A 13643-nucleotide genomic window follows, 5' to 3' on the forward strand; every position below is an offset into this window, starting at 1 on the left:
ATGTCATCCTGATTGGTGATTAGCCAGGCGGATAGCCTAAGGGTGACAGGAGAGACGAAGCTATGCGTCAAACCCCAAAAATGGACGGGCATCGAAGCACTGTGCTGCTTTTTCCCGGTAGTATGCAGGAGGCAATCAGCCTTACTCGTAATGCTGATACGTTATTGCAGCATGTTGCAACAGCCATCGACAAGCCGGGACGCGGTGCTTTGCCGCGCAGGTAACATCGGGTTAAATGGAGCGTTAATGAGGTTCTACCCGAAAGCAGCACAAAGAGGTCAAAAACAAAATATGTAGCATTGAATTAGTGCAGGAGCCGAAAGGCTCCTTTTTCTTTTCCACCGCTGCGAATTGTTATAAAAACTAATCAAGCGGGTAATAACAAAGCGTGATAGACAAACAAACTTAATTTTAAACTTGTTTTGAGGATAACCGGAAAGGAGATCTGAACATTAATGAGTAAAATTGCATTTTTATTGGCTGACCAATTTGAAGATTCCGAAATGAAGGTACCTTATGATGAATTAAAAAAGGCTGGACATGAGGCAGATATTGTTGGGCTGAAGCAAGGTGAAAAAGTGAGCGGTAAGCAAGGTAAAGCAAGCTACACTATTGAAAAAGCCATTGCAGATGTGAAATCAAGTGACTATGATGCAGTTGTTATTCCCGGCGGATCCTCCCCGGAAAATCTACGACTGGATGCAAATGTTCTGAAATTTGTGACTGAAATTAATGAGTCCAAAAAAACGATAGGCGCTATCTGTCACGGACCACAAATTTTGGCGAGTGCTGATTTGTTACAAGGCCGGACGATTACAGCTTATCCTCCATTGAAAGATGACTTGATTAATGCGGGTGCTCATTTTGAGGATCGAGAGGCGGTTGTGGATGATAACTTTATTACGTCTCGGACCCCTAAGGATGAGCCTGCCTTTGTGCGTGAGTTATTAAAAGTATTGTAATCTGAACGCGAATATTTCTTTAGATTAATGCCAGTACAATTCCCAAACGAGGAGGATTTGATATGGCAAAACAGATTCAGGCTTATTTTCGCACAGAAGATGAAGCTGAGGGTGCCAGAGCTTCGCTTCAAGCTTATAGAACCGAACATTTGGAAGTAGGTGCTTTGGGTGATACGCTCGGCCGGGAGACGAGAGTTTTAATTCCGCTGGTCCCCTATAACAATACAGGCTCTGTGAGCACAGGAGGCTCTGCGGGTGCGGCAATCCCTGCGGCGGGTGCTTATGGCGAGAATATTCTACCAGATGCGAAGGATGACCAGATTAACTCTGGCTCAGCCCAAAGGGACCTGGATGAAGATCGGAACGGAACAACGAATCATGACGGAGGGTTGCTCCGTGCGACAGATGTGTATATTAACGGTGATCAAGATGAATTGCGGTATGTATTATCAGCAAAGGTGAATGATGCCGATTATGATGAGGTCATTTATAAGCTACGTTCCAATCGTGGATATGTATCGCAGTTGGATTAAAGCTGAGAGCGCGCCACAAGATTGTCGATACTTGAGGGATTTAGCCGCAAAAGAGTGACTGTAATACAAATGTAATATTCGAAACATCATTCCTTAATATTCGTTGTTTATAATAACAGCATGACCCCCTTTTGATATATCTTTTTGAACCTGCGGACCGTTTCCGCAGGTTATTTTCTTTTTATAAGCCTTATTTGTCCGATTATAGGGAGAATGTCTTGACTTTGTCGAGGCGGTTCATTAAAATCATAAAATAATGAAAAATGATTTGATGACGGGACCAAGTACTCCGAACCCACAAGCGCAGAGAGGAATTTCCAGGCTGTAAAAATTCCCTTGATGAGCGGATGAATGACCTCCCCGAGAACAGGCGGCGAACAATTGAGGAAACCCTACTGAAAGTGCATTGCAACTGTACCGACAGTGGATGGTCCTGCATAATAGCCGTACTGCGCGTTACGGGCGTTATACGTATGAGCGGAGTCAGTATAATACTGACGGGCAATGAGTGATTCTTATGCTGGTTGTCTGGGCAAACTCCGGAATGTGGGTGGTACCACGGGTGATTGTAAACGACAATCCCTCGTCCCTGTTAATGTTAACAGGACGAGGGATTTTTTGTTTTATATTGAAAGTGGAGCAAGAAGAAAGTGCACAATACGAAATACAACGATGGGGGGATACGTTAATGGCCTTTCAAAAACCGACAGGAACACAGGATTTGCTGCCGGGCAGTGTAGAAAAGTGGCAAGTTGTCGAGGAAAAAGCCCGTGAGATTAGCCGCCGCTTTAATTACCGAGAGATTCGTACGCCAATGTTCGAACAAACGAATTTGTTCGTTCGAGGTGTGGGTGAAACGACGGATGTGGTGGAAAAAGAAATGTATACTTTTGAGGATAAAGGGAAGCGCAGCATGACTTTGCGTCCGGAAGGAACAGCAGGGGTTGTCCGCTCCTATGTGGAGAACAAACTATACGGGGAGCCGGATGTAACTAAGCTGTATTATATCGGCCCGATGTTCCGGTATGAGCGTCCACAGGCTGGGCGTCAGCGCCAATTTCACCAATTTGGAATTGAAGCATTTGGGGCGGTCGATCCGGCGCTGGATGCAGAAGTTATTGCTTTTGGGTATCAATTCTGCCGTGAGCTGGGCTTGAAAGGAGTACAGGTGGAGATTAACTCCGTCGGTAATGCAGCCAGCCGGGCAGCTTATCGTCAGCATCTGGTGGACTTCTTGATGCCAATTAAGGATACGTTGACCAAGGAGAGCCAAGCACGCATTGAGCGTAATCCGCTGCGAGTGCTGGATAGCAAAGATGACCAGGACAAATTTGGAGGTGCACCTTCGATTTTGGATAGCTTGGACGAGGAATCTCGCACACACTTTGAGAAAGTGAAGCAAAATTTGGATGCCATGGGCGTGGAATATACAGTTAACCCGCGTTTGGTACGGGGGCTGGATTATTATACGTTGACAGCGTTCGAATTCAAAGCTGAAGGAATTGGTGCCATAGATACGATCGGTGGAGGCGGCCGCTACAACGGATTGGTTGGAGATTTGGGCGGACCGGATCAGCCGGGCATTGGTTTTGGCATTGGACTGGAGCGAATTCAGCTGATCCTGGAACATCAAGGTGTCAAACTGAACGAAGCCAAGCCGTTAGATATCTATATGGTAGCATTGGGAGAAGCAGCAGAAACAGAAGTGACCAAACAACTATTCAAGTTGCGTCAAGCCGGATTTTCCGCAGAACGAGATTATCTGGGGCGTAAAATGAAGGCACAGATGAAATCAGCCGATCGCTTTAAAGCAAGGTATACTGCGATTCTGGGTGAGGATGAGCTGGTTCAAGGTGAAATTGCACTGAAAAACATGGAAACTGGCGAGCAGCGTACCGTTAAGCTGGATCAGCTGGTGGAAGAATTAGGATAAGCAAAATGATGTAACATCAATCAGTGGAGCTTCTTCTGGTTGTCATATAGCATTAACTACTAAACATAAACAGGAGTGTGTATTATGAAAAGGAGTCATGAGTGCGGCGCATTGACCCATGCGCATATCGGAGAAACAGTTACATTGAACGGTTGGGTACAAACCCGTCGTGATTTGGGGGGCGTACTTTTTATTGACCTGCGTGACCGTAGCGGAATTGTACAAATTGTGTTTAATCCGGCATATTCCGGTGACGCACTGCAAATTGCGGATCGTGTTCGTAGTGAATACGTGCTTGAGGTTACCGGTACTATTGTTAAGCGTGATGCAGAAACGATTAACCCGAACCTGCCTACAGGTGAAATTGAAGTGCGTGTCACTGAAATTGAAGTATTGAATGCGTCCAAAACACCTCCGTTCTTCATTGAAAATGGTGTAGAAGTGGACGAGTCTCTGCGTTTGAAATACCGTTATTTGGACCTGCGTCGTCCGGAAATGTACCAGACGTTGAAACTGCGCTCCAAAGCAGCAAAAATATTCCGTGACTTCCTGGACGGAGAAGAGTTCGTCGAGGTGGAAACACCAATTTTGACGAAAAGCTCCCCAGAGGGCGCACGTGATTATCTGGTACCTAGCCGGGTGCATGAAGGTGAGTTTTTCGCCTTGCCGCAATCGCCACAACTGTACAAGCAATTGCTGATGGTGGGTGGCCTGGAGCGCTACTACCAAATTGCACGTTGTTTCCGTGATGAAGATTTGCGTGCTGACCGTCAGCCTGAATTTACGCAGGTCGATATCGAGACCTCCTTCATGCAACAGGATGACTTGCTGCCAATGATGGAGCGTCTTATGGTGAAATTGTTCAAAGAAACCGTTGGGGTAGAACTGGAAACACCGTTCCAACGGATTACACATGCTGATGCGATGGACAAATACGGCTCGGACAAGCCGGACCTGCGTTTTGGCCTTGAGTTGATTAAAGTCAATGATATCGTGGCAACTAGTGGTGTAAAAGTATTCGCTTCCGTAATTGAAAAGGGTGGCGAAGTAAAAGTCCTCAATGCCAAAGGATGTGGCACTTGGAGTCGTAAGGAGATTGATGACCTGGGTCCTTACGCTGCACGCTATGGAGCTAAAGGCTTGGCTTGGATTCAAGTGAAGGAAGGCGAATTCAAGGGGCCTATCGTTAAATTCTTCACACCGGAAGAAATCGAAGCTTTGAAGGAGCGCACAGGAGCCGAAGAAGGCGATCTGTTACTCTTCTCTGCGGATAATAAAAAGGTAGTTGCTGATGTATTGGGCGCACTTCGTCTGAAAATTGGCCGTCATTTGGGACTGATCGACGATAACAAATTCAAATTTGCCTGGGTTGTAGACTTCCCGCTTCTCGGCTATGACGAAGAACAAAAACGTTATGTGGCGGAACACCATCCGTTCACCCGTCCGAAGGACGAAGACCTTGGCCTCTTGGATACCGATCCAGGTCAAGTTCGTGCTCAAGCCTATGACATCGTACTGAACGGCTACGAAGTGGGCGGCGGCTCGATGCGGATTTACAAACGTGATGTTCAGGAGAAAATGTTCAAAGCTCTCAACCTGGCGCCGGAAGAAGTTACTGATAAATTCGGCTATCTGTTGGATGCGTTCGAATATGGTACGCCTCCACATGGTGGTATTGCCTTCGGTTTTGACCGCCTCGTGATGTTGCTTGCAGGTCGTACAAACCTGCGTGAAACGATTGCATTCCCGAAAACAGCTAGTGCGACAGACCTGCTTATGGATGCACCAGCCGAAGTAGATCAAGCTCAATTGGAACAGCTTCATATCCGTATTGCTCCGAAGCCTGTTGCTCCTAAAGCTTAAGACGTTTGCAAGTGCCATCCATTGGCATGAGATAGCTTATAGAATGCCATGAACCCGTTACCCTCATATGGATAATGGGTTCGTGGTTTGTATGCTGGAGTTCAGGCATAGAGTTTAAATCAGTGAGGGAGGATATACCATATTGTTGCATCAATTTTCACGAACGGAATTGGCCATCGGAACTGAAGGTCTAGAGGTTATGAAAAATAGCACGGTGGCCGTGCTGGGTATCGGCGGTGTCGGTTCGATTGCAGTGGAAGCGCTGGCGCGCACGGGTGTTGGACGTATCATTTTGATTGATAAAGATGTTGTAGATATCACCAATATTAATCGCCAGATACATGCGTTGACAACGACGGTAGGCCAAAAAAAGGCTGATCTGATGGTAGAGCGTGTGAAGCTGATTAATCCTGAATGTGAAGCGATTGCACTGAACATGTTTTATACGGAAGAAACATATGAGGAGCTGTTCAAGTACGAACTGGATTATGTGCTGGATGCTTCGGATACGATTATTTACAAAATTCATTTGATTAAGGAATGCCTGAAACGGGGGATTCCGATGATCTCCAGTATGGGGGCTGCGAACAAAATGGATCCGAGTCGTTTTCAAGTTGCAGATATTTCCCAGACGAGAATGGACCCGATTGCCCGTGTCATCCGCACCAAGTTGCGCAAGGAAGGTATTACCAAAGGCGTCAAGGTTGTATTCTCCGATGAAGAACCAATGAAGCCACGTGAAGAAATTACAAAAAAAATTGTACCTGCAAACGCACCTGAAATCCGGAAGGCGAAGCAGCCGCCTGCAAGCAATGCATTTGTACCTCCGGTAGCAGGACTGATCATGGTTAGTGTAGCCGTGAAGGATTTGTTAGAACATGCTGGTGTGTAAGTTGCAAAAATAGCATGGCAGTGCATTCGTAGATTTACATCAGTATGTATTCACTTTAAGACCTGTAGTTCTGTGCATCACATCCTTTGTGTCACAGTTGCTACAGCTCTTTTTTGTTTTGAAAAAGCGCAGCTTACTGCAAACAGATTGAACAACTTGCTGGAGGGTTTTGGTATGAAGGATGGACTGTGGTCCAGAAGTCTCGGTTTCAAGCCCGAGCATCATTGGAAAAAGGAATTAGCCGCTGGGGCCATTTCTTATTTTTCCGTTGTATACATTGTTATGGTTAATGCAACTATTTTGGCAGATGCCGGGATTCCTCTCCAAGGGGCGATGCTCGGGACACTGCTGACATCAATGATTGGCTGCCTGCTTATGGCTTTTGGTGGGAAATCTCCAATGGTCGTTGTACCAGGGATGGGGATTAATGCCTTTTTCACTTATACGCTCGTACATTCTATGAAGCTGAGTTGGCAGGAAGCGTTGATGGTGGTTGCCATCACAGGGATCTTATTCGCCATTGTGGCCTTTACATCATTGTACAAGCTGATTAGCCAAGCGATTCCCCATAATTTGCAGCACGGAATTACGGTAGGCATTGGTTTGTTTTTAACCTTTATCGGATTGCAAAAAAGCGGCATCGTGATTGCTCATCAGACGACTTTTGTGGCTATTGGCCATTTTAATGATCCCAAGGTAATTACGGCTTGTGTAACGTTGCTGCTCGCTATTGTATTGTTTGTGCGTAACGTTCAGGGAGGTTTACTAATTAGCATTTTGGCGGGAACTGGGCTTGCTTATATACTGGGAGCTGTAGAGCCTACAAGCACGGTACGAACCTCTGAAACGGTGCGACAGTATGGGCAATTGTTTGGAGAGCTTTCCTTTTCAGGCATTGTCTCGGTAGCTTTTTGGATCGCTGTCTTTTTGCTCCTACTCATTGTACTATTCGAGAATATTGGTATGATTACTGCACAAACCAACATGATCGGAAGACCGGATTTATTTAAAAACAGCTTGCGTGTGTTGGCTGTAACCAATATCTTTGCCGGTATTTTGGGCAGCAGTCCGGCGGTAGCCGCTGCGGAATCGACGGCTGGTATTGCAGCGGGGGGACGCTCGGGAATGACACCGCTGGTAACTGCTATTTTATTCGGGGCGACGTTTTTCTTTATTCCACTGTTGGCTTATATTCCTGACAGTGCCATTGCGCCCGTGTTGATCATCATTGGGGGTCTAATGGTGCAAAATGTGCGAGAGATGGATTTCAGTGATTTTACTGAAGCGTTTCCCGCATTTCTGATCATGGTAATGATGCCCTTTACTTACAGTATTGTAGACGGGATGGCATTTGGTTTTATTGCATACCCCGTAGCCAAGCTGGCAGCAGGACGGGGCAAGGAAGTGCCTGTCGCATTATATATCATTTCTGTACTGTTTGTGGCTAACTTTGTGCTTCATTCTCTGGTGTAGTAAACTCGAAGATAGATTGTACTGTTCATACCCGCGCAGAGCGCGGGTGTTGTTGTTTGAACAAGAATGGTCAGACAGGAAGCGAGGTTGATGGTATATGGAAAAAGAACATCATATACACCGAGATGAGCAGGAGGACCGGATGAAGGAAAAGCCGGGTAAAAGACCCGATAAGGCTGGCATGGGGCGGTTTATCAAATTGATTGCGAGTGCGCATCCGCCCAAGGCCATTCTGATCATCGCCCTGATTCTGACGCTGATTCAGACCACTGCTGGTTTAATCGTACCCATGATGACCAAAGGGTTGATTGATGGCTTGACCTTTTCTTCATTAAACCGTATGGTCATTGTTGGTCTGCTTGGCGCTTTTGTGCTTCAAGCGGTGGCTTCGGCGGTTTCTATCTATATGTTGAACTATGCTGGGCATAAGATTGTGGCTAATTTGCGCAAACGCTTATGGCATAAAATCTTATCTCTACCTATCCCTTACTTTGATCGAAATCGGTCAGGAGATACGATGAGTCGTGTCACCAATGATACAAGCCTGATTATGAACTTAATTACGGAGTATCTAGTCAATCTGATTTCTAATGTGATTGCAATTATTGGTGGTATTGCATTGTTATTTTATCTGGATTGGGTGATGACGCTCATTATTATGGCAATTGTTCCGCTAACAGCCCTGATTTTATTTCCGGTAGGCAGAAAAATGTACCGTATCTCCAAAAAACAGCAGGATGAGATGGCAGATCTGACCTCAGTGTTGAGTCAGGTTATCGGCGAAATCAGACTGGTGAAGGCCTACGGAACCGAAAGCAGAGAGGCTCAGGCCGGTGAGGATCGTATTTACCGGATGTTCCGCTTCGGTTTGCAAGAGTCACGCATCCTAGCCCTTGTAGGTCCCATTTCTACCTTCTTGTTGACTGCAGTGCTGGTCATTATATTGGGTGTTGGTGGTGTTCGTGTCGCATCGGGTGTGCTGACCGCTGGGGATTTGGTGGCTTTTATTTTGCTGCTGTTTCAGGTGATCACACCGATGGCACAATTCACGACCCTGTATTCACGTCTACAAAAGGTGGTTGGGGCTACTGAACGGATTCAGACGATTTTAGATCATGAAGAGGAACCGCTCGAGTTGAAGCAGGAAGCGGCAAAAGAGAGCAGAGATATTATACTTCGTGATGTTGCCTTTTCCTATACTGAAGGTGAAGAGGTCCTTCATAATGCGAACTTGGTCATCCCGGCTAACCGGACGACAGCATTCGTGGGACCGAGTGGAAGTGGGAAGTCCACCTTGTTTTCATTGTTGGAACGCTTTTATGTGCCAGATACAGGGGAAATTCGTTATGGAGACGAACCGATATCGTCATATACACTTTCCTCCTGGCGCTCCAAAATTGGTTATGTATCGCAGGAAAGCTCAATGATGACCGGAACGGTCAGAGATAACATTACATATGGCTTGGGGCGCGAAGCTGACTTGGAAGAAGTGAGACGAGCAGCCACGATGGCGTATGCGGATACATTTATTATGGATCTGCCTCAAGGCTACAACACTGAGGTGGGAGAACGGGGAATGAAGCTGTCTGGAGGGCAACGTCAACGGATCGCTATTGCGCGTGCGCTTCTTCGTAGCCCTGACATTCTCATGCTGGATGAGGCTACATCTAGTCTGGACAGCTCATCTGAGCATGAGGTACAGAAGGCCCTAGCGAACTTGATGGAGGGACGCACGACGATTGTCATTGCTCATCGTTTGTCTACAGTGGTTCACTCCGATCAGATTATCGTGTTGGACAAGGGCAAGGTGACCGGTGCAGGAACTCATACTGAGTTATTAGAGTCCCATCAGGTGTACCGTGAGCTGGCTCAAAAGCAGTTTGTGGAGATGGGGGAAAGAAGTATGGAGTATTAGAGGCCGCTTCGCGTGTGATTTGATCCTCCGATCGCTCCGCTTCTTCGGATTCAAATCACCCGCTCCACTGGTGCCGCAGCAAAGCTTCATACTTTTGTGAAAGAGTAGGGAAAAAGGGGTATTAGGAAATAAGGTTGGATTTTTATGGTTAAATGTGTTACGCTTACTTTCCTTTTTTTGTGTCGGAGCAAGTGAATGCGATGCAGAAATCGAGACTTGATATTCTTAGGAGGTAACTGAAATGGAGAATGAGTTTCAAAGTGCCTATCAAGAAGAACAGCATAGGCTGTCGCTTGCTATGGAGGAAATTGATCGGAGATTGGAACGGCTTCGCAATACGCCGGTGTACACCGGGCATGATTTTACGGAGCAAGTGCTGGAATCGGCACGGGAGGAAAAACGTCAGGCTTTGGCCAAAAGCTCGCAGGAGCCTTATTTTGGTCGTATGGATTTTGACGAGCGTGGTAGAGGGCAGCGGAAGCCACTTTATATCGGTAAAATTGGAGTGGAGCGTGAAGAAACGTCAGCGTATCCGCTGGTGATTGATTGGCGTGCACCGATTGCCAGCTTGTTTTATTCGTTTACAGGTGGTGAAGAAACCGCGTCCTACGAAGCTCCTGAGGGAACCATTGAGGGCTTGGTCTACCTGAAGCGTAACGTTGTCATTCGGAAAAAAATCCTGGAACGGGTAGCCGATACATATAATCGTGAAAGCGACGAGCCTGCCGTTTCCGATGAGTTTCTCGTTTATCGTTTGGGAGAAAACAAGGATAACCGTTTACGGGATATCGTATCTACCATTCAGGCGGAGCAGGATCAGATCATCCGCGCGGCCAAAAATACAGCCCTCGTTATTCAGGGGGTAGCGGGTAGTGGCAAGACGACGGTAGCGCTGCATCGTCTCGCATTTTTGCTGTATCAATACAAGGATCAGGTATCAGCGGACAAAATGGTAATTTTCGCACCAAACCATATGTTCCTTGACTATATTTCAGATGTACTTCCAGAGCTGGGGGTCGGGAATATTCAGCAAAGTACATTTGCAGACTGGGCACTGGACTTATTGGGTTTGGATTTACCTTTGGCTGATCCTGCCGAAACATTATCTTATTGGTTTGAGAGTGGCAGTCTGAGAAAGGAATCCATGGATGAGGCGCCGGGAAGATTCAAGGGATCGGTTCACTTTATGGAGTTGCTTCAAGCTTTTGTTGAACGACTGGAGCCCATCTCCGTGCCCGAGGGGGATTTTTCACCATGGGATGGAGCGGTGCTGCCACAAGCTGAGATTTTGAATTGGTTTAATGAGGAATATAAGCCTTATCCGCTCGCGAAGCGGAAGGAGCGTGTGCTGGCAAGAGTGCACCGCTGGATTGAAATGGAACTGAAAAAGTCGCCTTCGGCGGCAGCGCTCAAGGAACGCAAGAAAAAGGCAGGGACACGGGAAAAGGCATATGCTAAAAAATGGCCACAATATGACGCACTGACGCTCTATAAGCAGCTTTTTCAGGCAGCTAAAGGGTTACCCGCAGATACGGCTGCGGAGATGAAGGCTTCTCTGCCGACTGCTATTTTTAAGACCACACAGTCGGATCTGCGAAAACAGATTATCCGTGAAGAAGATCTGACTGCGTTAGTGTATCTTCACGTACTGATTCATGAGGTAGAGTCATCTCAACGTTTTGACCATGTGGTCATTGATGAAGCGCAGGATTTTTCACCTTTTCATATCGCATTGCTGGATTTGTTCGTGAAAGGGCATTCCTTTACTATATTGGGCGATTTATCGCAGGGCATTCATGAATACCGTGGCGTACATGCGTGGGAGGAAATGAGTTCTCTTTTTGCGCCGGAACATACAGGGTATTTTGCACTTACGCGGAGCTATAGATCAACCTTGGAAATTATAGAATTTGCAAACACGATTTTGGAGCAGGGAGTTCGCGGCGGCATTACGGCAGTTCCGGTATTTCGTAGTGGCGATCCAGTGCGTACGATGTCTTACGACTCATCGGTGCGTGAGCAGAGTTTGCTCACCGCTCTAAAAGAGCTGTCCTCCAAGGAGTATCGTACTGTTTCTGTGCTGACCCGTACCTTAAAAGAGGCTGTGGAGCTACATGAGGTTTTCACAAGCACGGGGTTGGATGTGAATTTGATTGACGGTGGTAAAAAGCAATATGAAGGCGGATTGTCGGTACTGCCTGTGTACCTATCCAAAGGTCTGGAGTTCGATGCAGTTATTGTGGCGGATGCCGACCATGAGCATTATGGAGAACGGGCATGGGATGCCAAGCTGCTGTATGTAGGATGTACCCGTGCGCTGCATGAGCTGTGGCTATTGCATGATGGCTCACTTCCTAGTTACGTACAGGCACAGACGGAGTAAACAGAAAAGCGTTGTAAAGCATCGCCTGAGTTGTTGTATTCCTTTTTGTTTACTGTTTATCTTAGTGATGGAAATTAGGAAGTCATGTCAGTCGAAGAACAGCCACGAAATTCATCTTTCGTCTAAGGCTGTTCTTTCTTTTTTTTGTGGGCGACTGACTTGGAGATCTACAGCTGTGCCGTGACCATGCTATCTGCAACTTGTTAACGGATATGGTAGAATAAGAGGCGGTTTACACTGTATCAGGATTATAGATGACTTGAATTTTCATGATTTTTAACCGTATGAGCGAACATAATATAGTAGGTTTTCGAAGAAAAAGAGAAAGTGTTCGTTCATAAACCATAAGGAAGTGAATGAAATGGACTTATTTTCATATTCCCAAGAGTCAACGCCAAGCAATCGGTTGCTTGCGGATCGCTTGCGTCCGACTTCGCTGGATGAATATATTGGACAGGAGCATGTTGTGGGTCCGGGTAAGCTGCTGCGAAGAGCTATAGAGGCAGATCAGGTCTCTTCTATTTTGTTGTACGGACCACCGGGGTGCGGCAAAACAACGCTGGCACATATCATCTCGCAACACACGCAAGGCGATTTTGTACGTCTGAATGCTGTAGAAGCATCTGTGAAAGACGTAAGAGAAGTCATTGACCGTGCACAGACGAATAAATCGATGTATGGCAAAAAAACTATTTTGTTTCTCGACGAGGTACATCGGTTTAACAGTTCACGTCAGGATGCACTGTTGCCTGCGGTGGAAAAGGGCACGATCGTGTTTATTGGCGCCACGACTGAAAATCCCTTTCACTACGTCAACGGCGCTTTAATGAGCCGTTCTACGCTGTTCCAGCTTGAAGCGCTAACGCAGGAGCATTCGCTGGCTGCTATGCGCCGCGCCTTGAGTGATGCGGACAAAGGGCTCGGCTACATGCAGCTTCAGGTAGATGAAGCTGCACTGGCTCACATCGCGTCCATGGCGAACGGTGATATCCGCCGCGCTTTGAACGCGCTAGAACTGGCGGCGCTCACGACGCCTCCGCTGGCAGACGGCACGATTCACGTGACACTGGAAGTCGCAGAGGAATCCATTCGCCGCCCGATTGTCAAAGCAGATGAATCCACGCAGTATGACGTGCTGTCGGCCTTTCACAAAAGCATTCGCGGCTCTAGCGACGCCGCGCTGTTCTGGTTCCTGTACGCCGTAGAAAAGCTCGGCATGGACCCGATGACCTTTATCCGCCGCCTCATCGCGGCGAGCAGTGAGGACATTGGCCTGGCGAACCCGCAGGCAATGGTGCAAGCGGTGAGTGCGCTTGAAGCTTATCGCAATAACGGCTGGCCCGAGGCCAAACTGAACATTGCACAGGCCATTTTGTTCGCCGTGGAAAGCCCCAAATCGAATGCCGTATATACGGCGATTTCACGGGCCATGTCGGCTATGGACGATATCAAATCGGCCGAGGTGCCACTCCATTTGCGTGACGCACACTACAAAGGCTCGGAAAAGCTCGGTCATGTTGGCTATCAATATCCACATAATTATCCGAATCATTATGTGAAGCAGCAATATTTGCCCGATTCGATAGCAGACCAAACCTTCTATCAGGCTACTGAGCAGGGGAATGAGTCCAAAATCAGGCAAAACCAGCGGTGGCGGGATTCACAGTCTTAATATATGTGCGACTTCAT

Annotated in this window: 10 protein-coding genes; all 10 read left to right on the plus strand. The window is 47.1% G+C overall.

Going from position 1 to position 13643, the window contains the following annotated elements:
- The first annotated feature begins 62 nt into the window (after positions 1-62).
- The 10 genes from NSS66_RS13220 to NSS66_RS13265 all read left to right on the plus strand — a co-directional run bounded on the left by NSS66_RS13220 (position 63) and on the right by NSS66_RS13265 (position 13626).
- Entirely contained in the window at positions 63-224 is a 162-nt protein-coding gene (locus NSS66_RS13220; protein WP_023989922.1) for a hypothetical protein, read from the plus strand.
- Positions 225-455: 231 nt separating this feature from the next.
- The gene (locus NSS66_RS13225; protein ID WP_069079954.1) at positions 456-962 is read left to right on the plus strand and encodes a type 1 glutamine amidotransferase domain-containing protein; all 507 of its coding nucleotides are present in this window, start codon (positions 456-458) and stop codon (positions 960-962) included.
- Between the two features lie 62 nt (positions 963-1024).
- Positions 1025-1495 carry a hypothetical protein gene (locus NSS66_RS13230; RefSeq protein ID WP_028542430.1) on the plus strand — a complete coding sequence of 157 codons (471 nt, stop codon included), beginning with the start codon at positions 1025-1027 and terminating at the stop codon, positions 1493-1495.
- Positions 1496-2183: 688 nt separating this feature from the next.
- Complete coding sequence (gene hisS / locus NSS66_RS13235) at positions 2184-3428, plus strand: histidine--tRNA ligase (RefSeq protein WP_023989920.1); 1245 nt, start codon at positions 2184-2186, stop codon at positions 3426-3428.
- An 84-nt stretch (positions 3429-3512) separates the two neighbouring features.
- Positions 3513-5291, plus strand: coding sequence for an aspartate--tRNA ligase (aspS, locus tag NSS66_RS13240; protein ID WP_023989919.1), 1779 nt, complete (start codon positions 3513-3515; stop codon positions 5289-5291).
- A gap of 142 nt (positions 5292-5433) precedes the next feature.
- On the plus strand, positions 5434-6183 hold the full coding sequence (locus NSS66_RS13245; RefSeq protein ID WP_013311554.1) for a tRNA threonylcarbamoyladenosine dehydratase: 750 nt from the start codon (positions 5434-5436) through the stop codon (positions 6181-6183).
- Positions 6184-6357: 174 nt separating this feature from the next.
- Positions 6358-7656 (plus strand): NCS2 family permease, encoded by a 1299-nt coding sequence (locus NSS66_RS13250; RefSeq protein ID WP_023989918.1) that lies wholly within the window; start codon positions 6358-6360, stop codon positions 7654-7656.
- A gap of 97 nt (positions 7657-7753) precedes the next feature.
- Positions 7754-9571 (plus strand): ABC transporter ATP-binding protein, encoded by a 1818-nt coding sequence (locus tag NSS66_RS13255; RefSeq protein WP_023989917.1) that lies wholly within the window; start codon positions 7754-7756, stop codon positions 9569-9571.
- Between the two features lie 241 nt (positions 9572-9812).
- Positions 9813-11954, plus strand: a complete 2142-nt coding sequence (locus tag NSS66_RS13260) for a HelD family protein (protein ID WP_069079955.1) — start codon at positions 9813-9815, stop codon at positions 11952-11954.
- A 361-nt stretch (positions 11955-12315) separates the two neighbouring features.
- Positions 12316-13626, plus strand: coding sequence for a replication-associated recombination protein A (locus NSS66_RS13265; RefSeq protein WP_023989915.1), 1311 nt, complete (start codon positions 12316-12318; stop codon positions 13624-13626).
- Positions 13627-13643 lie beyond the last annotated feature (17 nt).

Source organism: Paenibacillus sp. FSL R10-2748, assembly GCF_038005565.1.
Lineage (GTDB): Bacteria > Bacillota > Bacilli > Paenibacillales > Paenibacillaceae > Paenibacillus > Paenibacillus polymyxa_B.